The organism is Nocardia crassostreae (assembly GCF_001613405.1).
GTDB classification, from domain to species: domain Bacteria; phylum Actinomycetota; class Actinomycetes; order Mycobacteriales; family Mycobacteriaceae; genus Nocardia; species Nocardia crassostreae.
On the sequence record NZ_BDCH01000025.1, the window covers coordinates 291,483 to 316,076 of the forward strand.

Here is a 24,594-nt window from a genome sequence, read left to right on the forward strand (position 1 = left end):
GTACCGCGGAAAGGGGGGTCGGCCACTGTGAAATGGATGCTGACCCCGGATGAGTTCGCCCTGGTCTGGACGCGCGAAACCGATCTGGACCGCCGCCCCTACCCCCTCGACACGCTGCCGCCCCCAGCCGAGAAGACCGCCGCCGCACCGCGATTGCGCAATCACCTACTGCGCCGCATCGATCCGGAACTGACGGCCGCGCTCATGCTGTGCGCCCGTACCGACACCACCACCATCACGCTCTACGGCGAACGCACCAGCGGCCCGGATCCGCGCCGCATCCTCGCCTTCGCGGCGGTGGCCCAGCAGCGCGCGGGCATCCTGGTGGCGCTACCGGAGACCGTCACCATCCTGATGTGCCCGGCCGATCAACTCGGCCAGGAACTGGTGGAGATCATCGGTTCGGCCCCGGCCGGGCGGTGCGCCGCCATGCGCGAACCGCAGCAGACGGTGCTGGGCCCCGCACCGGCCGTCGACGAGGGTGAACAGTTCCGCCGCAAATTGCGCGAACCGATGGACGCGCGCGGATTCATCACCGTCACCGTGGAACCCGCCAATCCGCTCTCCCCGCCGACCCGGCACCGCACCTGGCTGGATTTCTCCGGGGACGGCCGCTATCTGCTCACCACGGCCACGGATCTGACGCTCACCCCGGTCACCGATGCCGAACTGGCCGAACAGCTCATGCATCTGGCCCGGATCTGAGTCAAGTGGCGGGCGGCTGAACTTTTCGGCGCGCTTGCCTGCGCGATCGGACACCTCGTGTTAACCATGTTGGATGGCAAAAGCTTCAAAGACCGGCAAAGGTTCGAAGGCCGACAAGACATCGAAGGCCGAGAAGACCAAGAAGGCCGGAAAGTCGGGAAAGGCAGCGAAGTCCGATAAGGCAGTCGAGCTGGAGCCGAGCTCGAAGTCGCCGTCCTGGGCGAAACCGGTCACCACGGTCCTGCAGGCCGACGGCGTCAAGGTGCACGATATCGACACCTCCGCCACCCCGGGCTTCAAGGGCGACAAGCGCGCCGGTGAACAGCTACTCGCCGAACGCTCGCTGCTGCTGTCGGACCTGCAGGAGAAGCTGCACGCCAACGGTCGTTCCGGCGACACCCGCAATGTGCTGCTGGTGCTGCAGGGCATGGACACCGCGGGCAAGGGCGGCATCGTCCGGCACGTGATCGGCTCGGTCGATCCGCAGGGCGTGGACCACGCGGCCTTCGGCGTGCCCACCGCGGAGGAGAAGAAGCACCACTTCCTGTGGCGCATCCGCCGCCAGCTCCCGCGCGCCGGTCAGCTCGGCGTCTTCGACCGCTCGCACTACGAGGACGTGCTGGTCGTGCGCGTGCACGATCTGGTCGCCCCCGAGGTGTGGGAGAAGCGCTACGACGAGATCAACAAATTCGAGGCCAAACTGGTCGACAGCGGCACCACCGTGGTGAAGGTGGCCATGTTCGTCTCGCTCGAGGAGCAGAAGCGCCGCCTCATGGAGCGGCTGGAACGCACCGACAAATACTGGAAATTCAATCCGAACGATATCGATGAGCGCGCCTACTGGCCCGCGTATCAGGATGCGTACCAAGCTGTCCTGGATCGCACCAGCACCGAATACGCGCCCTGGCACGTGCTGCCCTGCGATCACAAGTGGTACTCGCGGCTCGCGGTCACCGAACTGCTGATCGACGCCCTACAGGGGCTGAAGCTGGACTGGCCGCCCGCGAATTTCGATGTAGAGGAACAGAAGAAGCTCCTCGAGCTGGCCTGACACTCACCCAAAGTTCGCGGGGGCCGCGAACAGCCGGAGCGCAGCGGAGGCAAATCAGATACAGCGTTCTCTCAGGTTCACGGGCGAAGATGGGCCCGCACGATTCGTGACAACGAAAGGCGTGGTGAGCGCACAGGTGAGCAGCAAGCCGGGTGATCGCAAGAATCCGCTCGCGAAGGCGCAGCGGGCCGATCGCAATCGAAAGATCTTCATCCAGGTGGGCGTGGCCGCCGTCCTGGTTGGCCTCGTCGCTGCGATCGGCATCGGACTGGCCATGCGCAAGTCCGATGACAAGTCCGCGTCGGGCGCCTTCGCACCGGTCGTCTCGACCTCCGGCACGAAGCCCGCGAATGTCACCGAGGGCGGCGCCATCGTCGTCGGCAAGTCCGATGCCAAGGTGCGGGTGCAGGTCGTGGCCGATATGCAGTGCCCGGCCTGCAAGATGTTCGAGCAGGCCAACTCCAAGGCCCTCGAGGACGCGGTCGCCAATGGCACCGCCAAGGTCGAGTACAACATCATCTCGTTCCTGGACCGGGCCTCGGGCAACAATATGTTCTCCACCCGCGCGGCCAATGCGGCCTACGTGGTGGCCGCCAACGACCCGTCCAAGTTCCAGAACTGGCTGTCCATCATGTTCGACAAGCAGCCCGAGGAGGGCGGTTCGGGCATGACCGACGATCAGCTCATCGCCATTGCCACCGAGGCCGGGTACACCGATCCGTCGGTGGCGCAGGGCATCAAGGATCAGACCTACGTCGCCTATGTGAAGGACGAGACCAAGGCGGTCTTCGACACCGGCATCAAGTCCACCCCGTCGGTGTACGTGAATGGTGAGCAGGTTCAGGACGGCAAGTCGCTGATGAGCCCGGATGGCCTGAAACCGGTCATCGAGGCCGCGGCCAAGTGATGATCGCGGCTCCGCCTCGGTCCGCCTGGCCGTTGCTGCTGGGCGGATTGATCGGCTGGGGCGCGTCGGTGACGCTCCTGGTCGACAAGTTCAAGCTCTTCACCGATCCGGGTTTCCAGCCGCTGTGCAATATCGACCAGGTGGTGGCGTGCACCACGGTCATGCAGTCGGATCAGGCGGCCGCCTTCGGCTTCCCGAATCCGATCATCGGCGTGGTCGGTTTCTCGGTGGTGGTGACGCTCGGGGTACTCGCGGTGGCGGGCATCGGTTTCCCACGCTGGATCTGGGGCGGGCTGTGGACCGGCCTGCTGCTGGGCGTCGGCTTCATCTGCTGGCTGATCTACGAGGCGGTCTTCAATATTCGCGCGCTGTGCCCGTGGTGCATGGTGGTGTGGGCGGTGGTGCCGCCGCTGCTGGCCATCGTGACCGGGCAGCTGTGGGGTAAGTCCCGCGGTTTCCTGCAGATCGTGGTGGAGTGGCGCTGGACCGTGGTCGCCGTGTACTACGCGGTGGTCATCCTGATCGTCTACATCCAGTTCCAGGATCACTGGCGGTCGCTGGCGCTGCCCGCCGCCGGGTTCTAGTTCGGCGGGCCCACTTCTAGTTCGGCGGACCCACGGTGAGCGTCACGCTCACCGTGCGGCTGCCGCCGCCGGGCTCGGCGATTCGCAATTCCACGACATCTTCGGGTTGCGCAGGTTGAGCGCGGCCTTCAGATTCTGAGCGGCGCTGATCTGACGCCCGTCCAGGGCGGTGATCACCTCGCCTTCGGTGAGCCCGGCCGCGTAGGCGGGCTGCCCGTAGATGGCGACGTCGATACGCGCTCCCGCCGGTTGCTCGGCATCGGAGGTGAGAATGCCGAGGGTCGCGGTCGGGCCCACGTGCACGGTGTCGGTGGGTGTGCCGGAACGGATCTGACGCACGACGTCCATGGCCGTATCGATCGGCACCGCATAGCCGTTGGGGCCGTTGCCCAATGCCTTGGCCAGCTCACCCGAGGCCGCGGTGACCACGCCGACAATGGCCCCGTACCGGTCCACCAGCGCGCCGCCGGACTGCCCGGCGCTGACCGGGGCGGCGATTTCGATCAAGCCGCGCAAGGTCTTCCGGCTCAGGTCGGCCGCATTGCGGGCCACGACATCGCTGTTCAATCCGGTGACCGCGCCGCCCACCGCGGTGGCCGTGCCGGTGCCCCCGGCATTGCCGATGGCGAGCACCTCGTCGCCGAGCCGCAGCGGCCCCGAACTGCCGATCCGGGCAATGGGCAGTGCGGCGGCGCCGGACAATTCGATGAGCGCGATATCCGCGCCCGAGTCGTAGCCGAGCACGGTGGCCTGATGGGTGGCGCCGGTGCGAACATCGGAGACCGTCACGGTATCCGCGCCCTTGATGACGTGATGGCTGGTGAGCACCTGCCCCTCGGCGGTGAGCACGATGCCCGATCCGGCCGCGCCCAGACCGTAGGGGCGGATGCCCGCGGTGACATTGACCAGCGCGGGTTCCACCACGCCCGATACCAATTCGGCGTCCAGCGGCGGGAGCGGCGGCCCGAGCAGGGTGGCGGTGACCGTGTCCTCGCGGAAGGGCCAGCCGGTGAGATCGCCGCGATAGCCGAGGAAGGCGGTCACCGCCACGACGGCGGAGAGCAGGAGTGCGAGGATGCGGCCGTACATGAACCCTCCCGACTGCCGTTCGCCCGTCGGTCGTGGGCGTATCTGTACCTACTGGTGTACCAGTTTCAGCGCTGAACGCGGTTACCGCAAGCATGAAACCCACCCACGCCAGGGTGCACAGCAGCGGCCATTTGGATGGTTTGCCCGCATGCGCTTCGGGCAGGATATCGGCGGTGGCGAGGTAGAGCAGGAATCCGGCGAAGTATCCCAGGTACATGCCGACCAGCTGTTCCGGGACTTTGATGAGCGTGCCCGCGATGGCGCCGAGCGCCGGGGCGATGGCATCGGCGACCAACAGGATGATGCCGCGCCTGCGGTCGTTGCCGTACAGCGTGGTGATGGTGAAGGTATTGAAGCCGTCCGCGAAATCGTGGCTGATCACCGCCAGCGCCACCGCGAATCCGACCGCGCTACCGGCCTGGAAGCCGAAGCCGATGCCCAGGCCGTCCAGGAAGCTGTGGAACACCAGCCCGGATCCGGCCAGCAGGCCGACGGTGGCGAAATCGTGGTGGTGCGAACCGAATTCGTCCTCGTGCCCGCTGTGCAGCGCCACCCCCTTCTCCAGGATGTGCACGGTGAAGAAGCCGACCACGGCGGCCAGAATGGGCACGGGGACGCCGAGGGCGACGCTGGTGTCCTGTTCGAGGGCCTCCGGCAGGAGATCGAAGGCCACCACGCCGAGCATGAGCCCGGCGGCCAGGCCGAGGACGAGGCGTTTGCGTTCCCCGATATGGACGGCCACGAACCCGCCGATAAGCGTCGAGCACATCGACACCAGTGCCAGCAGAATCGCCATTCGCCCAGCATGCCGACCGGTCGGCACATGCCGGGCGCGCCGCGCCGGATCCGGAGGCCACAATGAATCCATGAGCACTGCTACCGCCTATGGCGTCTCCGCACCGGATGGCCGATTCGAGAAGCTCACCATCGAGCGCCGCGAACTCGGGCCCCACGATATGCTGATCGATGTGAAATTCGCGGGCATCTGCCACTCCGATATCCACACCGCGCGCGACGAATGGGGCGGGGCGAAATACCCCTGCGTACCCGGCCACGAGATCGCGGGCATCGTCGCGGCCGTCGGCTCCGCCGTCACCCGGCACCGGGTGGGCGATCGGGTCGGCGTGGGCTGCATGGTCGACTCCTGCGGACGGTGCGAACCGTGCGTGGCCGGGGAGGAGCAGTACTGCATCCCGGGCTCGACCATGACCTACAACACGACCGTCCCGCCCGAGATCCAGCCGGGCGGATACACCATGGGCGGGTACTCCACCCGGGTCGTGGTGACCGAGGGGTTCGTGGTCGGCATTCCCGAAGGCATCGGGCTGGATGTGGCCGCGCCGCTGCTGTGCGCGGGCATCACCCTGTTCTCGCCGCTGCGGCACTGGAATGCCGGGCCCGGCAAGAAGGTCGCCATCATCGGCATGGGCGGGCTCGGGCATGTGGGCGTGAAGATCGCCGCCGCGCTGGGGGCGGAGGTGACGGTGCTGTCGCATTCGCTGAGCAAGCAGGAGGACGGTAAGCGCTTCGGAGCGCACCACTACTACGCGACCAGCGACCGGCAGACCTTCCGGGAGCTGCGCGGGACCTTCGATCTGATCCTGAACACGGTGTCGGCGGATCTGCCGATCGACGACTACCTGAAGCTGCTGGCCTTGGACGGCACGCTGGTCATCCTCGGGCTGCCCGAGAACCCGTTGGCGGTCAAGCCTTTCACCATTGCCGGGTATCGGCGTTCGCTGGCCGGATCCATGATCGGCGGCATCGCGCAGACCCAGGAGATGCTGAACTTCTGCGCCGCGCACGGCATCGGCGCAGAGATCGAGGTCATTGCCGCGGATCGCATCGACGAGGCATACGACCGGGTGGTCGCCAGCGATGTGCGGTACCGCTTCGTCATCGACGCCGCGACCATGTAGCAACACGCACCGCGGCGGCCCTCCCACCGGGCGGGCCGCCGCGCGGCTACCTTGGCGGGTGTGTCCGAGCGCGATGAAGACGCCAAGCCCGACGATGTCGACGCCGGGTCCGAAGCCCGAACCCTCTCGTCCGTGATTCCGGCCTGGCTGCCGCGGGCCTATCTGCTGGCGGCGGGCACGGTGGCGGGCATCGTGATTACCTTCTGGGGACTGCAGAAGCTGCAAGGGCTGATCACCGTGCTGGTGGTCTCGCTGTTCCTGGCCTTCGCCATCGAGCCCGCGGTGAACTGGCTGGCCGCGCGCGGCTGGCGGCGGGGTCCGGCGACCGGGGCGGTCTTCCTGATCGTGCTGGTGGTGTTGATCGGATTCGTCTGGACCATGGGCGAATTGGTGGTCGATCAGGTGACCTCGCTGGTGCAGAACGCGCCGCAGTACGCCGAGGACGCCGTCAACTGGATCAATTCGACCTTCCACGCCGATCTGTCCGGCGACGACATCACCAAATGGGCCACCGAGGCCAGTTCCACGCTGGAGTCCTATGTGGTCGGGCTGGCCGGGGATGTGTGGGGCATCGGCACCACGGCCATCGGGGTGCTCTTCCAGGGGCTGGGCGTCCTTCTGTTCACCTACTACTTCGCCGCCGACGGGCCGCGGTTCCGCAATGCCGTGTGCTCGGTGCTGCCGCCCAAGCGGCAGGAACATGTGCTGCGGGCCTGGGATATCGCGGTGGAGAAGACGGGCGGCTATCTGTATTCCCGTGCGCTGCTCGCCTTGTGCTCGATCATCGCGCATTACGCGGCCATGCGGGTGCTGGATATTCCGTCGGCCTTCGCGCTGGCCTTGTGGGTCGGCGTTGTCTCGCAGTTCATTCCGACGGTCGGCACCTATCTGGCGGGGGCGCTGCCGGTGCTGGTGGCGCTGGCGCAGAGTCCGCGCACGGCGCTGTGGATTCTCGGGTTCATCGTGCTGTATCAGCAGTTCGAGAACTATGTGCTGCAGCCGCGGATCACGGCGACCACCCTGGACATGCATCCGGCGGTGGCCTTCGGGGCGGTGCTCGCGGGTGCGGCGTTGTTCGGCGCGACGGGTGCGCTGCTGGCCATTCCGGTGACGGCCAGCGGGCAGGCGTTCATCGGCGCCTATATTCGGCGATACGAGGTGACGGCGCCGACGGATTCCATGAAAACCCAACCGCGACAACGGTAATCGATTGCGGAGCGGTTCCGGCGGTCCTGATTCGAAGTGTCGGGGCGAACACACTGCGAGTGTGTATCGGCATACGGAACGAAAGGGCCGCGACCAGCACTATTGCTTGCAAGGGAAACACCTCCCGGACGAACAGAAAGCAATAGGAACCGATTCACATGTCGAACACCCTGAAGCGCACCCTCGTCGTTCTGGCCGCCGCGGCCTTCGCGCTCCCGGCGGGGGCGGGCATTGCCGCCGCCGACAATCACAACAATGACCGCGGCTACCACTACTACTGCGATCGCGACAGCCGCGGGTACGACTGGGACTACTGCTGGAGCCACTACAAGGACGAGTGGAAGCGCGACCACAACGGCGGCAACGGTTACGGCGGCGGCAACGGCAATGGCGGCGGCAACGGTTACTGAGCGCCGGGACAACCCGTGATCAGGCCGACGATGGTCCGCATCACGCCGCGAACGGCGGTCCGGCGATAGCGCAAACGGCGGCAGCGTAGCCGCCGGTCGCTCGATGGCCGAGCATCCCGCTACCGCCCCGCCTGTTCGCAGACGATTTACTGCCCGGTCTTCCACGGCGGACCGGGATGCACCTGGTCTCCTTTGTCACCATTGTCCTGATTGCCCGGCTTTGTGCCCTGCTGTTCCTGCGGCTGGTTACCTTTGTCGCTCGGGTTCACGATTACCTCCTGTATCGAAACAATTTGTGCCGGAAGCTAATCGGCCGTTCGTGACCGAATCGTGAGTGGTCGCGGCGTACTGTTGCGTCACGGCGCACTGGTTGCGGGGAGGTGATGCCCGATGCTGCTACAACCTGGAACGATGTTCGCGGGCTACGCCATCGAACGGCAGCTGGGTGCCGGGGGTATGGGCGTGGTGTATCTGGCGCGGCATCCGCGCCTGGAGCGACTGGTCGCCTTGAAGGTGCTCAACGACGCCTTCGCCAGGGATGGCAAAGCGCGGGCGCGCTTCGAACGCGAGGCGGCGCTCATCACCGCCCTCGATCATCCGAATATCGTCCCCATCTACGACCGCAATTCCCTCGGCGACGACGTGCTCTGGATTTCCATGAAGTTCGTCGAGGGCGGCGATGCCGCCGCCCTGCTCGCCCGCGCGGGCGGCCACCTCTCCGCCGAGCAGGCGGTGCGCATGATCTCCGATGCCGGTCAGGCCCTGGATCACGCCCACGGCTTCGGCGTCGTGCACCGCGATATCAAACCGGCGAACCTCCTGGTGGAAACCGGGATTCGCGGACCGCTGCGCACCGTGGTCAGCGATTTCGGCATTGCCCGCAGCCTGGAGGACTCCGAAACCGGCTCCCGCGTCAGCGCCACCCTCGCCTACGCCGCCCCCGAACGCTTCGGCGGCGGACCGGTCGACCATCGCGCCGACATCTACTCCCTCGGCTGCACCCTGTTCAAACTCCTCACCGGCGAACCCCCCTACCCCCGCTCCGACGACGCCGCCGTCATAGCCGCCCACCTGCACTCCCCACCCCCGCGCCCCCGCGACTACCGCCCCGACCTCCCGCACGGCCTGGACACGGTCCTCGCCACCGTCCTCGCCAAACACCCCGCCGACCGCTATCCGGACTGCGCCGCCTTCTCCGCCGCCGCCCGCGCGGCGGTCGACCGCTTCGGCGGAACCGTGGCCAGCCTCCCGCCCACCACCGCCCCGTCCGAACTCTCCGAAACCCGCGACTCCCCCGTCTGGTTCGGCCACGAAGCCAAAACCTTCCCCGCCCCCGGCGGCCGCCTCACCCCGCCCCAACCCTCCCACCCCGATAGTTCCGACCTCCCCTTCCCTCAACCCAGCCGCTCCGCAACACCCGCCTCAGGCCGATCTGCCACACCCACCTCCGGTCGCCCCGCCACCCCCGCACCCGGCCGCTCCGCCACGCCCGTACCCGGCCAGTTCGGCCATTCGGCGCCCGGCCACCCCATCACCCCCGCACCCGGCCGGTTCGGCACGCCGGTATCCGGCCGATCCACTGCCCCCACGCCGCTCGGCGAGTCCAGCCCGCTCACGCCGCCCGGCCAGCCCACAATCCAAGCGCCGTCCGCAGGACGCTCCAGCGCACCGCCGTTGCAGGGCGGTCGCGCTGGCGCACCGCCATCGCAGGGCGGTCGCGGTGGTGCATCGTCGCCGCTGGCCGGTCACGCCAGCCCCCCGTCACCGCAGGCGGGTCGAGCGGGCACGCCGCCGTACCCGCTCGGCCCGAGGGGCGAAACCGCCCCTCCCGCAACGCCTCCGGCCATCACCCGCCGCAGGCTGCTGATCGGCGGCGCGGCGGCCCTGGCGCTGGGTACGGCCACCGCCACCACGTTTGCGCTCGTCTCCCGCGACGGCAAATCCGAGGGCGATTCCAGCGGTGGCACCACCACGACGGACACACCCACCGAAATCGCCCTCGGCACACAGATCATGGCCATGGCCTTCAGCCCCGACGCCACTCTGGCGGTCGGCGGCAAGGACAACACCACCCAGTTCTGGAACGTCCACACCGGCGAGCAAACCTCGGACCCGCTGACCGGCCACACCAATTCGATCCGCTCCGTCGCCTACACCCCCGACGGCACCCTCCTCGCCACCGGCAGCGCCGACCAGACCATCCGCCTCTGGAACATCGCCGACTACCGCTGACTTCGCGGACGAAATAGAAACGGCGGCAAGGGATTCGGATCCCGTGCCGCCGTTTGCCATTGGCTGCTACTCGGCCTTGGCCGCCGCTTCCGCGCGGCGGCGGACGCGGCGGGCGGCGGCGACCATATTGCGGAGGGACGGGTCGAGTTGCCAGTGGTGGCGGGTTTTGAGGCCGCCGTCGGGGTTGGCCCACAGGCGTTCCGGGGTGACGGCTTCGGCTGCGGCGGTGAGGAGTTCGTCGAGTTCGTCGATGTCGGGGATACGGGCGGAGCGGCTTTCGTAGACGCCGGGGCCGACGCCGTGGGTGAGGCCGTGGCCTTCGGCGCAGTCGTCGGTGAGGGCCTTGAGGACCCATTCGATGGAGCGGGTGGCCACGATGGCGGTCACGTCGCAGTCGAGTTCGTCGATGGCCTGGACCACGTCCTCACGGCTGGAATAGCCGATGTGGGTGTGGATCTGGGTTTCGGCCTTCACGCCGGAGGTGGCGAGTTTGAAGGCACCGACCGCCCAGCGCAGGTACTCGGCACGGCCCGTGACGCGCAGCGGGAGGAGCTCGCGAATGGAGGGCTCGTCCACCTGGATGATGGCGATGCCCGCCTTCTCCAGATCCACCACTTCGTCCCGAATGGCAAGCGCCACTTGGTCGGCCGTTTCGTGGAGCGGCTGGTCCTGGCGGACGAAGGAGCGGGCCAGCATGGTGACCGGGCCGGTGACCATGCCCTTGACCGGCTTGGCGGTCAGGGACTGGGCGTAGGTGGTCCAGGACACCGACATGGGCTCGGGGCGGGCGACGTCGCCGTAGAGGATCGGCGGTCGGACGCAGCGGGATCCGTACACCTGCACCCAGCCGAAGTGGGTGGTGGCGAAGCCGTCCAGGAGTTCGGCGAAGTACTGGATCATATCGTTGCGCTCGTGCTCACCGTGCACGAGCACATCCAGGCCGATGTCCTCCTGCAGGCGGATCGTGGCTTCGATTTCCGCCTCGATGCGCTTGCGGTACTCGTCGTAGGACAGCCTGCCCTGGCCGAGGTCGGAGCGCGCCTGGCGGGCGGCGACGGTCTGCGGGAAGGATCCCAGGGTGGTGGCGGGGACCAGCGGGAGTTGAAGTCTGGCCTGCTGCGCGATCTTTCGCGTCTCGTAGGGCTCGCGCTCGCGCATCTGCGGGGTCACGTTGTAGACGCGGTGACGCACGGCGTGCTTCTGCTTGAAATGCACCTCGCGCGGCTTCTTGCGCCACTTCTCGTTCGGCCCCTCGGTGAGCGCCTTGGCGAGCGAAACCACTTCCAGGACCTTCTGTTTGGCGAAGGCCAGGCGGTCGGCGACGTGATCCTCGAGCTCGTATTCGACGAGCAGGTCGTAGGGCACGTGCAGCAGTGTGGCGCCGGTCGACACCACCATGTCGGGGCAGACCTGGGCGAGCTGATTCAGGTAGTCGAGGGTGATGTAGCGGTCGGCGCGCCACACATTGGTGCCGCTGATGACGCCCGCGTACAGCCGCTTGCGCTTGATGCCCGGAATCTTGGCCAGATCATCGGGCCGGATGCGGTAGCTGGCCAGATCCAGGCCGATGGCCTCGACATTGCTGCGCGCCAGAATCTCCAGCGCCGCAACGAAATCGCCGTACTGCCCGGTGACCAGCATGCGCGGCCGCAGCGGCGCCTTCGACAGCCGCTGATAGGTCTTCTCGAACAGCTCCAGCGTGGACGGCGAACGGTCACTGGTGAAGCAGGGCTCGTCCAGCTGCACACAGGTCGCGCCGCGCTTGGCGAGAATCTCGAACAGTTCCTCGTACACCGGCAGCAGCTTGTCCAGCAGCACCAGCTTGTCGAATTCGGTCTCACCCGGCACATGCCCGGTCTTCGACAGCAGCAGCAGTGACAGCGGCCCCATCACCACCGGCCGCAGTTCGATCCCCGCGGCCTTGGCGCGATCGAACTCGTCCAGCAGCGCCTCGGGATGCAGCGAGAACTCGGTATCGGTATCGAGCTCAGGCTGCCGGTAGTGATACGGCGTATTGAAGAACCGCACCAGCTCCAACGGCGGCAGATCCGGCCGCCCGCGCGCCATCAGGAAGTAGAAGTCGAGCGGATGCAGCCCTTCCCGATACGGCTCGAACCGCTTCGGCACCGCGCCGAACAGCAGCGCGTTGTCGAGCACATGGTCGTAGAAGGAGAAGGTATTGCCGGGCACCTGCGTGAGGCCCGTGGCGGCCAGCTCCAGGTACTGGCTTTCTTGAATCTCGCGCCCGACGGCGATGAGGTCGTCGCGCTTCAGCGTGCCGTGCCAGTACGACTCGAGTGCACGCTTGAGTTCCCGATGCGGTCCGATCCTCGGGTATCCCAGAATGCTGGACCCGAAGCCGTCGCTGACATTGACCATGAGCGGGACGCTCCCTTCCGAGCTACCGGTCCGACTCGACCTATTTGCAGCTTATGCCCGGTGAAGGTAGACGCCGCCACATGCCCGGCGACGTGCACCTGGGAAAACTAGGGTTTCGGCGCTTTCGAAGCGCCAGGGCCGAAGGCCCGGCGAGCCCCGGTGCCCTGCGCGACAACTGATCTCGCGAGGGCCGGGTAACTCACCGGGTACGACCAAAATAGGTTCGGCACCCAACCGCCGGCACGGGTTGCCAACGCCGACGGCTCGCGGCCGCCCGCTAGCTACGCGGAGAGGCGGAGGAGCCGTACTGGTAGAAGCCCGTGCCGGTCTTCTTGCCCAGCAGGCCCGCTTCGACCATGCGCATGAGCAGCGGCGGGGCGGAGTACAGGGGCTCCTTGAACTCGGCGTACATGGAGTCGGCGATGGACTTCACGGTGTCGAGGCCGACCAGGTCGGTGAGCGCCAGCGGGCCCATGGGGTGGGCACAGCCGAGCACCATGGCCTTGTCGACGTCTTCCTTGGTGGCGAAACCGGACTCGACCATGCGGATGGCCGAGAGCAGGTACGGCACCAGCAGCGCGTTGACCACGAAGCCGGAGCGGTCGGCGGAGCGCACGACCTGCTTGCCGAGAATGTCGGAGGCGAACTGCTCGGCGCGCTTGGTGACCGCGTCGGAGGTCTTGAGCGTGGTGATGAGCTCGACCAGCGGCAGCACCGGCACCGGGTTGAAGAAGTGCATGCCCACAACCCGCCCCGGGTTGTGGGTGGCCACGGCGATCCTCATGATCGGAATGGAGGAGGTGTTGGAGGCCAGCACCGCATTGGGGTCGGTGACGACCTTGTCGAGCTCGGCGAAGATGGCGGTCTTCACTTCCTCGCTCTCCAGCACGGCCTCGACGACCAGCTGGCGATCGGCGAAATCGCCCAGGTCGGAGGTGAAGCGCAGCCGCCAGGCCGCCTGCTCGCGCTCCCGCTCGGTGATCTTGCCTCTGGACACCCCGCGGTCCAGCGACCGCAGGACGCGCGCCCGGCCGGCCGCGGCCAGCTCACGGGTCTGTTCGAAGACGAGCACATCGACGTGTGCCCGGGCGCAGACCTCTGCGATGCCCGCGCCCATCTGTCCGGCGCCGATAATGCCGACGCGCTGAATCTTCTCGCTGCTGCTCACGTCCCGCTCCTGCTGTGTGTTGGCCGTCGTGGCTATGGGTGAAGGCGTCGGATATTCGGTGCGACCCTGCGCCTTCGTAAGGTCTTGATTTTCAACGTTATAAGGAAATGCCCTCCCCGCCGGGGCTGTCGACGGGAAGGGCGGATGAACACCGTCGAAGGGGACTCGCGCCCCCTTCGACAGGTTCGAGGGTCCGGGGCGACGGAAGGTGTGATGCGACTACCGCCCCGGATCAGGTCCTCGAAACCGGTTCCAACTCAGTGGAACTGGCCCTCCTCGGTGGAGCCCTTCAGCGCCGCGGTCGAGGTGTTGGGGTCGACCGTGGTGGCGATGGTGTCGAAGTAGCCGGCGCCGACCTCACGCTGGTGCTTGACGGCGGTGAAGCCACGCTCGGCGGCGGCCTTGAACTCGCGCTCCTGCAGGTCGACGAAGGCGGTCATGCCCTCGCGGGCGTAGCCGTGCGCCAGGTCGAACATGCCGTAGTTCAGCGAGTGGAAGCCGGCCAGGGTGATGAACTGGAACTTGAAGCCCATGGCGCCCAGCTCACGCTGGAACTTCGCGATGGTGGCGTCGTCCAGATGCGCCTTCCAGTTGAAGGACGGCGAGCAGTTGTAGGCCAGCAGCTGGTCCGGGAACTCGCCGCGGACGGCCTCGGCGAACTTGCGGGCGACCTCGAGGTCCGGCACGCCGGTCTCCATCCAGATGAGGTCGGAGTACGGGGCGTAGGCCTTGGCGCGCGCGATGCAGGGCTCGATGCCGTTCTTCACACCGAAGAAGCCCTCGGGGGTACGGGTGCCGTCGAGGAACTCGCGGTCGCGCTCGTCCACATCGGAGGTGATCAGGGTGGCGGCCTCGGCGTCGGTGCGCGCGATGATGACCGACGGGACACCGGCGACGTCGGCCGCGAGGCGAGCCGAGGTCAGGGTGCGGATGTGCTGCTGGGTGGGGATGAGCACCTTGCCGCCGAGGTGGCCGCACTTCTTCTCAGAGGCCAGCTGGTCCTCCCAGTGCACACCGGCGGCGCCGACGGCGATCATGGCCTTCTGCAGCTCGTAGGCGTTCAGGGCGCCACCGAAACCGGCCTCGGCGTCGGCGACGATCGGGGCCAGCCAGTTGGCGACGGAGGTGTCGTTCTCGACCTTGGCGATCTCGTCGGCGCGCAGCAGCGCGTTGTTGATGCGACGCACGACCGACGGCACCGAGTTGGCCGGGTACAGCGACTGGTCCGGGTAGGTGTGGCCGGACAGGTTGGCGTCACCGGCGACCTGCCAACCGGACAGGTAGATGGCCTTCAGGCCGGCGCGAACCTGCTGCACGGCCTGGTTGCCGGTGAGGGCGCCCAGGGAGTTGATGTAGTCCTCGTTGTTGACCAGATCCCAGAGGATCTCGGCACCACGGCGGGCGAGCGTGTGCTCCTCGACGACGGTGCCCTGCAGCTTCACAACCTGCTCGGCGGTGTAGTTGCGGGTGATGCCCTTCCAGCGCGGGTTGGTGTCCCAGTCCTGCTGGATCTCCGCAGCGGTCTTCGGGGTGCCGACAGTCGACATCTCTGACTCCACTTCTCTGTTCGGTCTCGGTTGGCCCCGCTCGCCGGACTCTGAAGAATCCGATCTCTGCTGGAGCGGCAATTTGCAGACTTGCTAGGCCCGCGGGGTGTACTTCCACACGATGGCACAGGAAAAAATGTGCGCCTACCTGTTGCAAGTGTTAATCCCCGCTAGGTTTCACCTGCTCATTGCTAACTCTGCGAAATTTGCCTGTTAATTGCAGCGGGGGAATCTACTCGCCGGTAGGCCTGACGTGCAGTTTTGCATAACGCCCGTACTGCTTGGGTGATCGCGGCCACCGGAACCCGACGCGCCGGGAACCGACGACTTGTGAGAACCTTCACAGTCGATTGTGATCTTGGTGGGTGTGGGGCAGGCCACCCGGGGTCCGAAACACGGCCTAATCTGATCGCATGTCCAGGGCTGCCGCGCCGTCACAGCGGTATGAGGAGGAATCCATGCGGAATCGATGGCCGCGCACGGCCGCAATCGCCGCCCTTTCGATCGCCGCGCTGGTCAGCGGCTCGCCCGCCCTCGCGACACCCCTCCCCGGGACGGGCACGGTCACCGCCGTGGCACCCCTCGCACCCGCCGCCACCCTGCCCGGATCGGTGGGTTCGCAGCGGATCCTCTACACCAGCACGACCGCGGGCGAGGCCTATACAACCGCGAGCGCGGCCGTCTACTTCCCGCCCGGTGCGGCGCCGGACGGTGGCTGGCCGGTCATAGCCTGGGCGCGCGGCACCATCGGCCTCGGCGACGACTGCGCCTACTCCATCGCCGGACCCGTTGCCCGCGAACGCGACTGGGCCTACCTCGGGACCTGGCTGCGACAGGGTTACGCGATTGTCGCCGCCGATTACGCGGGCCTCGGCACACCCGGCGACCACCCGTACCTGAACGGCGTCGTGGAGGCGCACAATGTGGTCGACGCGGTCACGGCCGCCACCCGCCACTATCCCGCGCTGTCGAACAAATGGGTGGTCGTCGGCCAGTCCCAGGGCGGCGGCGCGGCCGTCACCACCGCCCGCTTCGCCACCGAATTCGGCGGCCCGGAACTGGACTACCGCGGCGCGGTGGGCACCGGCGTCCCCGCCTATATCGAGAACGCCATGCTCCCCCTGGCCCCGAATGTGCCGCCGATCAGACTCGGCTCGCACATCACCGCCTACATCCTGTACATCCTCAACGGCCTGCGCACCACCTATCCGGACCTGAATATCGAGTCCTATCTCACCGATGCGGGCCGCTACTGGCTGAACCGTTCCAGCCAGTCCTGCCTGGATCCCATCGGCGAGGAGCTCGGCGCGCACAAGGTGATCCTCGGCGACCTGTTCTCCCGCCCCTTCGCCCAGATCCCGAACCTCCCCGGCCTACTGGCCTCCTACATGGGCCTCCCCGAAACCGGTTACGACAAGCCGGTATTCATGGGCCAGGGCCTGGAGGACACCGATGTGATCACCCCCGCCACCCTGGCCTTCGCGGCGAAGGTGCAGGCCAACGGCCAGCCGTTCACCCTGCGCACCTACGCCGCCGACCACAGCGGAGCCGTCAATGCCTCCCTGGTCGATTCACTCCCGTTCGTGCGCGACCTCTTCGCCTGAGCGAATGGCCGTGGCCCGCAACGGGCCGTCCGCCAGCAGTTCCAGCGCGGTGAGAAACCGGCCCTGGTAGCCGCGGACCCCGCCGGATTCGAGGGTGTGGATATCGGCGGGGTGACCGGTGAGCGCGACGGTGCGGCGCATGATGCGCCGCCGCAGTTGCTCACTGGCGAAGCGGGTGACGGCACCGGCATCGGCGGCACCGAATTCGCCGCTGTGCCGGATGCGGATGCGGTCGACGGTGGTGCCGAGTGCGCCCGCGGCCAGCCCGGCGAGACGGGCGGTCGTGCCATTGCCGAATCCCGCCGTGCCGATGCGCAGTTCGTAGCTGCCGTCGGGCAGCAGTTCGATATGAGCGGTGGTCATCACTCCTCCTCTGGAGAAATCGCAGGGCCGGGCCGGGATGTTCCGCCGAGCGGTAACGTCCCGCAGAACGGGTGGCAGTCACCCGCCACCCGTTCTGCGGAACGCCCTCCTCCCCCTGGTTCGTGGCGGTCGAGCCACCGCAGCTGCTTGCCACGACGAGCATCACCATGACCGCGAAAACAATGACGGCCGTGAACAATCCGGCGAACCAGCCGGCGTGGAAACGCGGTAGCGGCATGACGAAGACGAAAGGGCCGAGGTCGAGGATCACCGGGTGACTCCTCTGCCGTCGCGGTTCCGGTCGTGGCGGATATCGCAGCGGCCCTGTGGGTGGCGCCAGAACCCGGTGGATCCTGGCGCCTCCCCCTCGTCCTCGGCGCCGCGCAGGGCGAGCAGGCACATGACCCTCGGTGAGGGTGACGCCGAGAATGCCCGCATTGAGGGAGGCCATCTCACCGTCGAATTCGCCGCCGGGATTAAGCAGTCCGGCAATGACCATCTCGGCCAGCACCACGCCGGCCATGGCCTGTTCGCGGGTGAAGCGCATGGAGGTGGGCAGGTAGGACAGCACCCAGCGGCCCCGTCGCGGTTCGGGTACGTCGACCCGGAAGGCGACCTCCTGCGCCACATCGCTGCTGATGAGCCAGTTGGAAGCGGTGATTGCCATTGACCCGATCCTTTCCGCCCGGTCGGACCGCCCCCTGTTTCGCCGGTCCTGGTGGTGGCTCAATGGTCGCGAAATCGCGAATCACTTCGAATCCCAGCGCCGTCCGGAATTTCTTGGCGTATCACGCGTCCTTGACCAGCTGAAATTCGCGCGGTACCAAGGAAATATTCACAGCGGCGGCGGTGGAATCCGTGCGGTCGCCTAGGCGGGGAGGCGCACCGTGCCCCAGAACGGTGAATCCGATGATGTCGGCGCCGACGCGCGGAAGGAACTGCGGCGGATTCTACTCGGCATCGGGTTGCGTGAGCACGAGTTGCTGGAGCATCTGGCGGCGGAATTGCGGCATCGGGGGTGTCGGCCGCGCAAGGCGTGGCGGCTGGCGAACGAGCTGACGCAGGAGGCGGTGGAGGCGCTCAAGAATCTGGCGGCGATCTACCGCACCAGCTGGGATCGGCTGGTGGACACCGCCGATCTGCTGCAGATGCCGGGCCCGGATGTGGTGGCGTTCCGGGAGGAGGTGGCGCGGCACTGCACGGCGCTGCCGAATTCACGCGGGATTCCCGAGGAGACAATGCTTTTCGTCGGCCGCGAGGAGCAGCGCACGGAACTGCTGCGCCGGGTGCGCGAGCATCTGGACGCCAATCGGCCCGCGGTGCACGTGATCAACGGCCTGGCGGGGATGGGCAAGACCGCACTGGCCCGCAAGATCGTGAAGGAACATTCCGGCTGCTATCCGGACGGCTGGATCTGGGAGGACCTGCGCGGTCACACCGAGGGCCGCGCACCGCGCACCGCCACCGGGGTGCTGGAGCAGCTGCTGCTGCGGATCGGGGTGCCGCCGGAGACCATCGAGCCGGATCAGGCGCGGCGAGCGGAACGCTGGCGCTTCGAGATGCGGGATCGGCGCATGCTCATCGTGTTCGACAATGTGCTCGACTCCAAGCAGGTGCGCGATCTGCTGCCGCACGCGCCGGGCTGCTTCGTGCTGATCACCAGCCGCCGCAAGCTCACCGGGCTGGTGGGTTCCGCGCCGCTGCAATTGGATGCCATGCCGCGCGCCGAGGCCGAGGAGCTGCTGGTGACTCTGAGTCATCTGCCGCCCGGCTACGACGTGGGGGCGGTACGCCGGATTCTGGAGACGGCGGGGCGGCTGCCCTTGGCGCTGCGCCTGATAGCCGGTCAGCTCGCCCACGGCGGCCCGGATATGCTCGCCGCCGCCGAGCGGGAGCTCCAGCAATTGCGCGATCGGCTCGAGCACGTTCCGGCCGCCGAGGAATCGCCCGCCGCCGATATCCTGTCCCGTTTCTCGGGCGAGGGCGAAACCCTGCGCGCCGCTTTCGAATTGTCGTATCAGCGGCTGCCGGAGCCGGATCTGCGGTGCGCGGTGCGGCTGCTGGGCTGGTTCCCGGGTTCGGAGATCAGCGCCGAAACCCTGGCCGCTATGGCGGATCTGTCGCCGGAGGCCGCCAATGCCCTGATCCGGCGCATCTTCGAGGTCGGCCTCCTCGATGCGGCCGGTAGCGGGCTGCGCGGACAGCGCTATCGCATTCACGATGTGACCCGCCTGCTCGCCCGCGCGCAGGCGGCGCTGGAGGATCTACCCAGTGAGCACACCGCGGCGGTCGGGCGGCTCATTCGCTACAGCGTGCGGGTGGCCCAACGGGTCGGTGCGCCACGACCTTTCGATGTGGCGGGCAGTTTTCCCAATCCACCCAGCCCGGACCCGCCGGAAGAGATCGCCGAGGCCCGCGAATGGCTCACCCGGGAACGGGAAATGCTGCTCGGCTGCATCCAGGCCTCGGGTTCGGGTGCGGACACCGGGGAGCTGGCCCGCCTGCTCGCCTCCCACCTGTCCGGGCTCGGCCACTGGTCGGACGCCAAGCGAATGTTCCTGCGCGCCTTGGATATCACCCGGGTCAACGGTGACCGCATCGCCGAATGCGATGTGCTCTACGGTCTCGGCACGGTGCACCGCCTGGCCTGCGACTACGACGTCGCCTCGAAATGCTTCAACGAGGCGCACGCTATTGCCGAGGCCACCGACGACGCCCTGCGCAAAGCGTCCGCGCTCTGGGACTATGCCGAAGTCACCAGGCACATAGGCGATTACGATCGCGCCCGGCACGCCTACGCCGATGTGCTGAGCATTGCGCGCCAGCTGGAGAATCCCAAATTCGAGGGCGACACCATGCGCGGCCTGGGCCATATCGAGCGCCTGGCGGGGGATCCGCTCACCGCGCGCCGCTTCTACAGCGCCGCCCTCACCATCGCCGATCAGATCGGCGACCACTACAGCCGGGGCTGGTCGCTCTGGGGCCTGGGCAACGTCAATCGAGTGCGTGGCGATTTCACCACCGCCCGTGCGCAATTCGACGAATCGAATCGGATCGGCCAGCAGATCGGCGACAGCCTGCTGCGCGCGGACGCCTTGCGCGGCCACGGCCACATAGAACGCGATCTAGCCGACCTCGACGCCGCCCAGGGCTTCTACTCCGACTCCTTGAACATCGCCCGCCGCAGCGGTGACCCGCATGGCGAGGCCGACGCCTGGAATGCCCTGGCCGATGTCGCCGCCCACGCCGGAAAACGCGCCCGCGCCTGCGAATTCCTGCGCAAGGCACTCGCCCTCTACGAAAGCCTCGGCGTCAAACGCGCCGATCAGATTCGCGCCGACCTGGCCCGGCTGTCCGCCCCCGCCGATCCGCCCCCGGACGCGCCGAGAACATCGGCGAGAGGCTGAGGGCTGGGAGGGCACTCCGCGCGATCCCGCATCCGGCATCTCGTGGCGCGGTCGAGCCGTTCGCGGTGCGGCGGAACCGGTTCGGGTGCCGCCGGGCCGTTCAGCTGCCCCGATACGTCGAGAAGGCGAAGGGCGACAGCAGCAGTGGGACGTGATAATGCCGCTCGCCCGTCACGGTGAAGGCGACGGTCACCTCCGGATAGAAGCTTTCGACGACCTGGGCCGCGAAATAGTCACCGGTGGCGAAGGAGAGCCGGTAGGTGCCTGCGGGCAGTTCACCGGCCAGCGCTGCGATTCGCCCGTCGGCATCGGTCACGCCGCGCGCCAGTTCCGCGCCGTCCGCCTCGGTCAGCGTTACCGCGATACCGGCGGCGGGTATTCCGCGCACGGCGTCCAGCACATGGGTGCTCAGCGTGCTCATGCCGCGTCCTCGCCCAGCAGGCGCCGCAGCCGGATCCGGTTGATCTTCGCCAATTCCGCCCGCACTATGCGCCTTTCGGTGGCCGGTTCGTTCCCGAGTCGTTCGGTGAGTATCTTCAGCAGCTCCTCCGGCGTCCTACCGGTGGCACACACCAGATACACGTGCCCGAATTGTGCCTCGTATTCGCGGTTCCCCGCGGCAATGGCGGCGCGCACGGCGTCGTCGGCGGTGGCCATGCCCGCCTGTTCGCGCGCCGAGTTCGCGCTGTCCGGCCGATCGCCTATGCGCGGATGCCCGGCCAGTGCGAGATCGATCTCGGCCTCGTCGAGCGCGTCGAGTTCGGCATCGGCGGCCACCAGGACCTCCTCGAGGCTCGCATATGGTCGCCGCGCGGCCACCGCCCGCGCCCACGCGGGGGACGAGCAGCATGTCAGCAACAGCTGGGCGGCGGCCGTGGGCGAGAGTCCGGCAAAAGCCTCGAGGTCGATCTTGTGGTCGGTCATCGCCCTCCAGGATCGGCCATGGCAACACCACCCGCCACTCGGGGAGCGAACATCGCCGGGCAGCGTTACCCTGCCCGCATGCCCCCCGAAATTCTGCCCGCATGACGCTCGCGCGCTGCGACGGCATTGTCCTGGCCGCGGGTGCGGGGACCCGCTACGGGATGCCGAAAGCACTGGCCGAGAACGGCGCCTGGCTGCAGTCGGCGATCGGCGCGCTACGCGACGGCGGCTGCGACCGCGTCATCGTGGTACTCGGTGCGACGGGTCCGGCGCGGTGCGCGCCCGGTCCGGGCGGCGACTGTTCGTGGCTAGTGTCGCTAACTCCCCGCATCGCATTGCCGCCGGGCGTGCGGGCGGTCTGGGCGGCCGATTGGGCGGTTGGGTTGAGCGCTTCACTGCGTGCCGGGATCGCCGCCGCGGCGGCCGCCCCGGGGCTCGGGCTCGACCTTGCTGCGCGGACGACTGCGGGCGGGACTGTTGCGGCGGGGATTACTTCGGACGGGAATGCCACCGGTGGGAACACTGGCGGGCCGCCCGAATTCGTGGCGATCATGCCGGTGGATACGCCGGATGTCGGCGGCGATGCGGTGGCCAGAGTCATAGCCGCCGCATATGAAAGTGCCAGCGGTTTGGCGCGGGCGGTCTTTCGCGGGACGCCCGGCCACCCGGTGGTTCTGGGTCGCGCGCACTGGTCGGGGGCCGTAGGGAATGCGGAGAGAAATTCGGGGGCGGGCACTTATTTAAAGCAACGAGCGGATATGGTGTGCGTCACGTGTGACGACTTGGCGACGGGGATCGATCGGGACTATCCGCGCGACAGCACACGGTGATCGGGAGCAAAGTAAAGATGCGGGATATCGTCGACGATCTATTGCGGGTGTGGCACAGCGGGCGAACGGGCGGATTGGCGACATTGGTGCGGACCCAGGGGTCGACGCCGATGCCGATCGGGGCGGCAATGGTCGTCGACGCCGAGGGGCGGGCGTTCGGATCGATTTCGGCGAGCTGCGCGGAGGCCGCGGCCTATGAGGCGGCGCGGGAATCCGCGCGGACCGGACATCGGGGGCTGCACCGGTTCGGGCCGGGCAGCGGGATCGAGGCCGGGATGGATTGCCCCGGCAGCCTGGATGTATTCACGGAACCGTTCTCGCGCAGGCATTTTCCCGAGTTCCCGGATGTGGCGGCGGATATCGCGGCGCAGCGGCAGGCCACCGTGTTCACCGTGGTGTGGCATTCGAATCCGGATGTGATCGGCCAGCATCTGGTCACCGATCGCCGCCATGCCACCGAACTGGTGTCGCTGCCGGATTCGGATGTGTTCGTATCCTCGTTCGTGCGGCCGCCGCGGCTGATCCTTTTCGGCGCCAATGCTTTCACCGCCGCGCTGGCCACCCAGGGCAAGCTGCTGGGGTACCGGGTGACCGTCTGCGACGCCCGGCCGACCTTCGCCAGTTCCGAGGCGTATCCGGGCTGCGAGGTGATCGTCGACTGGCCGCACCGGTATCTGAATACCCTGGCGGCGGCGGGCGAGATCGATTCCAGCACCGCGATCGTGGTGCTGTCGCACGACGCCAAGTTCGAGATCCCGCTGCTCACCATTGCGCTACGACTACCCGAGGTGGGATTCCTGGCCGCGCTGGGCTCCCACACCGCACACGACCGCCGCCTGGAGGCGCTGCGCGCCGGTGGCTTCACCGATCAAACCCTGTCCCGCCTGCACTCCCCCGCCGGTCTCGATATCGGCGCCCGCACCCCCGCCGAGACCGCCATCGCCATTGCCGCGGAAATGCTCGCCGTCCGCAACAGCGGCACCGCGGAATCGCTGTCGACGCACAGCGGCGAGATCCCGTTGCGGCCCACCCTGGTCCGGTAGTCCCGAAGCACAGCGGAACGGGGCCCGCGCCGGAAAGGCTTGGGCCCCGCCGCATTCCGGATCACACCGGCGTCTTGAGCTCCGGATGCTCGGCGTAGAGCTCCTTCAGGATCGACATGTCGAACAGCTTGTCCGCCGCGATATCGATCTTCGCCTTGGCCAGGGCGGCAATGTTCTTGGCGATGAGTTCGTCGGTCATGGTGAACAGCCCGTTGGCCTTGGTATCGGCCGAGACGACCAGGTCGTTCTGCGCCCCGGCCTCCATGGTCTGCTCGGACAGGTCCAGGCGCTGATCCTTGCCGTACACCTCGACGGCCAGGCGCGCGGACTCCGACGGGCTCGCCACGGCGTCGCGCCAGCCCTTGGTATCGGCCAGCAGCCACGCCTTGAGCTTGTCGCGCTCGTTGTCGATGGTCTCCTGCTTCACGGTCAGGGTCTCCGCCACCAGCGGCAGCCCGTAATCGGCGAACAGGAAGTTGTAGTTGGGGAAGCCCTTGCTGCTCAAGATGATCGGCTCATTGGCGACATAGCTGACCCAGCCGTCGACCTCTCCGTTGGCGAGCGGGGTCGGGTCGAACTGCGCGGGCACGATGGTGACATCGCTCGGGGTCATCCCGTTGGCGGTGAGCAGGGCATTGAAGATGAGCTGATTGGTGTCCTGCACACCGATCTTGCGGCCCTTCATGTCCTGCGGGGAGCGGATGGGCTTGCCCATGGCGCTGACGATGCAGAAGGGGTTCTTCTGATATGTCGCGCCGACGATCTTGGCGTTCAACCCCTCCAGGATGGCGGGGGCGGTGGTCTGCGGCGCGGACATGCCGATCCACACCTTGCCGGTGCCGAGGCCCGCCTCCACCGAGGTGCTGGCCGCGCCGCCCGCGATGAGATTGACCGAGCCGAACCCGGCCTCCTTGTAATAGCCCTTGGAATCGGCGAAGTACTCGCCCGCGAATTCGATGTTCTTCAGCCAGGACAGCTGCACCGCCACGGTGCCGTATTTCGATCCGTCGGCAATGGTGCCATTGCTCGTCCCGGACGAGTCGTCACCGCAGGCAGCGAGCAGTCCGGCACCGCCCAGCACCGCGCCGGTGATTCCGGCGTAGCGGAGGAAGGATCGCCGATCCAAGGACAACTGGGAGACCGGACTCGGCCGGGACATACGACTCATGGGGCGAATGTAAGGGCTTTCGATTTCGAATATTTTGCTTTCGCCCCGCCATTTGTGT

At 67.4% G+C, this 24,594-nt stretch carries 22 protein-coding genes and 1 pseudogene; 13 read left to right on the forward strand and 10 right to left on the reverse strand.

Annotated elements, in window-relative coordinates:
* Nucleotides 1-36 precede the first annotated feature (36 nt).
* The 4 genes from NC4_RS26215 (at nt 37) to NC4_RS26230 (ending at nt 3,247) form a co-directional block, all read left to right on the forward strand.
* Nucleotides 37-705, forward strand: a complete 669-nt coding sequence (locus NC4_RS26215) for an ESX secretion-associated protein EspG (protein ID WP_245721926.1) — start codon at nt 37-39, stop codon at nt 703-705.
* 73 nt (nt 706-778) lie between these two features.
* Nucleotides 779-1,756, forward strand: a complete 978-nt coding sequence (locus NC4_RS26220; protein ID WP_084529783.1) for a polyphosphate kinase 2 family protein — start codon at nt 779-781, stop codon at nt 1,754-1,756.
* 106 nt (nt 1,757-1,862) lie between these two features.
* Nucleotides 1,863-2,663: a DsbA family protein gene (locus NC4_RS26225; protein WP_245721927.1), complete on the forward strand. Its 801-nt coding sequence runs from the start codon at nt 1,863-1,865 to the stop codon at nt 2,661-2,663.
* Complete coding sequence (locus NC4_RS26230; protein WP_067543338.1) at nt 2,663-3,247, forward strand: vitamin K epoxide reductase family protein; 585 nt, start codon at nt 2,663-2,665, stop codon at nt 3,245-3,247. Before NC4_RS26225 ends, NC4_RS26230 begins: the two co-directional genes overlap by 1 nt.
* Before the next feature lie 48 nt (nt 3,248-3,295).
* Here the strand turns inward: NC4_RS26230 and NC4_RS26235 are convergent, their stop codons facing one another.
* A complete protein-coding gene (locus NC4_RS26235; protein WP_245721928.1) occupies nt 3,296-4,336 on the reverse strand; it encodes a S1C family serine protease in 1,041 nt (346 codons plus the stop codon).
* A gap of 163 nt (nt 4,337-4,499) precedes the next feature.
* A pseudogene (locus NC4_RS39380) lies at nt 4,500-5,204 on the reverse strand (ZIP family metal transporter); the annotation flags it as partial.
* Between NC4_RS39380 and NC4_RS26245 the strand changes: the two are divergent.
* The 3 genes from NC4_RS26245 (at nt 5,203) to NC4_RS26255 (ending at nt 7,871) form a co-directional block, all read left to right on the forward strand.
* Nucleotides 5,203-6,255 carry an NAD(P)-dependent alcohol dehydrogenase gene (locus tag NC4_RS26245; protein WP_067543345.1) on the forward strand — a complete coding sequence of 351 codons (1,053 nt, stop codon included), beginning with the start codon at nt 5,203-5,205 and terminating at the stop codon, nt 6,253-6,255. The pseudogene NC4_RS39380 and the gene NC4_RS26245 overlap by 2 nt on opposite strands.
* A 60-nt stretch (nt 6,256-6,315) precedes the next feature.
* Complete coding sequence (locus NC4_RS26250) at nt 6,316-7,461, forward strand: AI-2E family transporter (RefSeq protein ID WP_067543347.1); 1,146 nt, start codon at nt 6,316-6,318, stop codon at nt 7,459-7,461.
* 158 nt (nt 7,462-7,619) lie between these two features.
* Nucleotides 7,620-7,871, forward strand: a complete 252-nt coding sequence (locus NC4_RS26255; protein WP_067543350.1) for a hypothetical protein — start codon at nt 7,620-7,622, stop codon at nt 7,869-7,871.
* Between the two features lie 146 nt (nt 7,872-8,017).
* Here NC4_RS26255 and NC4_RS44140 read toward each other — a convergent pair whose 3' ends face one another.
* On the reverse strand, nt 8,018-8,140 hold the full coding sequence (locus NC4_RS44140) for a hypothetical protein (RefSeq protein ID WP_281186402.1): 123 nt from the start codon (nt 8,138-8,140) through the stop codon (nt 8,018-8,020).
* 121 nt (nt 8,141-8,261) lie between these two features.
* Here NC4_RS44140 and NC4_RS44145 point away from each other — a divergent pair, with 121 nt between their 5' ends.
* Nucleotides 8,262-10,103, forward strand: coding sequence for a WD40 repeat domain-containing serine/threonine protein kinase (locus tag NC4_RS44145; RefSeq protein WP_084529784.1), 1,842 nt, complete (start codon nt 8,262-8,264; stop codon nt 10,101-10,103).
* A gap of 66 nt (nt 10,104-10,169) precedes the next feature.
* On the opposite strand, the gene metE is transcribed toward NC4_RS44145, so the two are convergent.
* From metE to aceA, 3 genes are all read right to left on the reverse strand, one after another.
* The gene (metE, locus tag NC4_RS26265) at nt 10,170-12,482 is read right to left on the reverse strand and encodes a 5-methyltetrahydropteroyltriglutamate--homocysteine S-methyltransferase (RefSeq protein WP_067543356.1); all 2,313 of its coding nucleotides are present in this window, start codon (nt 12,480-12,482) and stop codon (nt 10,170-10,172) included.
* A gap of 277 nt (nt 12,483-12,759) precedes the next feature.
* Complete coding sequence (locus NC4_RS26270) at nt 12,760-13,650, reverse strand: 3-hydroxybutyryl-CoA dehydrogenase (RefSeq protein ID WP_281186403.1); 891 nt, start codon at nt 13,648-13,650, stop codon at nt 12,760-12,762.
* 257 nt (nt 13,651-13,907) lie between these two features.
* Complete coding sequence (gene aceA, locus NC4_RS26275; protein WP_067543359.1) at nt 13,908-15,197, reverse strand: isocitrate lyase; 1,290 nt, start codon at nt 15,195-15,197, stop codon at nt 13,908-13,910.
* Nucleotides 15,198-15,655: 458 nt separating this feature from the next.
* Here aceA and NC4_RS26280 point away from each other — a divergent pair, with 458 nt between their 5' ends.
* On the forward strand, nt 15,656-16,801 hold the full coding sequence (locus NC4_RS26280) for a lipase family protein (RefSeq protein WP_067543583.1): 1,146 nt from the start codon (nt 15,656-15,658) through the stop codon (nt 16,799-16,801).
* Here NC4_RS26280 and NC4_RS26285 read toward each other — a convergent pair.
* Entirely contained in the window at nt 16,769-17,164 is a 396-nt protein-coding gene (locus NC4_RS26285; RefSeq protein WP_067543362.1) for a molybdopterin cofactor-binding domain-containing protein, read from the reverse strand. The genes NC4_RS26280 and NC4_RS26285 overlap by 33 nt on opposite strands.
* Nucleotides 17,165-17,802: 638 nt before the next feature.
* On the opposite strand from NC4_RS26285, the gene NC4_RS26290 reads away from it, so the two are divergent.
* Together NC4_RS26290 and NC4_RS26295 are read left to right on the forward strand one after the other, a co-directional pair.
* The gene (locus NC4_RS26290) at nt 17,803-18,036 is read left to right on the forward strand and encodes a hypothetical protein (protein ID WP_067543365.1); all 234 of its coding nucleotides are present in this window, start codon (nt 17,803-17,805) and stop codon (nt 18,034-18,036) included.
* A gap of 15 nt (nt 18,037-18,051) precedes the next feature.
* On the forward strand, nt 18,052-20,571 hold the full coding sequence (locus NC4_RS26295) for a tetratricopeptide repeat protein (RefSeq protein ID WP_067543368.1): 2,520 nt from the start codon (nt 18,052-18,054) through the stop codon (nt 20,569-20,571).
* 100 nt (nt 20,572-20,671) lie between these two features.
* On the opposite strand, the gene uraH is transcribed toward NC4_RS26295, so the two are convergent.
* Both uraH and uraD read right to left on the reverse strand, forming a co-directional pair.
* Nucleotides 20,672-20,992, reverse strand: a complete 321-nt coding sequence (uraH, locus tag NC4_RS26300; protein ID WP_067543371.1) for a hydroxyisourate hydrolase — start codon at nt 20,990-20,992, stop codon at nt 20,672-20,674.
* On the reverse strand, nt 20,989-21,495 hold the full coding sequence (gene uraD / locus NC4_RS26305) for a 2-oxo-4-hydroxy-4-carboxy-5-ureidoimidazoline decarboxylase (protein WP_067543373.1): 507 nt from the start codon (nt 21,493-21,495) through the stop codon (nt 20,989-20,991). The genes uraH and uraD overlap by 4 nt, the downstream gene beginning before the upstream one ends.
* A gap of 101 nt (nt 21,496-21,596) precedes the next feature.
* On the opposite strand from uraD, the gene NC4_RS26310 reads away from it, so the two are divergent.
* Nucleotides 21,597-22,325: a nucleotidyltransferase family protein gene (locus NC4_RS26310; protein WP_067543376.1), complete on the forward strand. Its 729-nt coding sequence runs from the start codon at nt 21,597-21,599 to the stop codon at nt 22,323-22,325.
* Nucleotides 22,326-22,342: 17 nt separating this feature from the next.
* On the forward strand, nt 22,343-23,368 hold the full coding sequence (locus NC4_RS26315; protein WP_067543586.1) for an XdhC family protein: 1,026 nt from the start codon (nt 22,343-22,345) through the stop codon (nt 23,366-23,368).
* A 61-nt stretch (nt 23,369-23,429) separates the two neighbouring features.
* Here NC4_RS26315 and NC4_RS26320 read toward each other — a convergent pair whose 3' ends face one another.
* Entirely contained in the window at nt 23,430-24,536 is a 1,107-nt protein-coding gene (locus NC4_RS26320) for an ABC transporter substrate-binding protein (RefSeq protein WP_067543379.1), read from the reverse strand.
* Nucleotides 24,537-24,594: the final 58 nt, after the last annotated feature.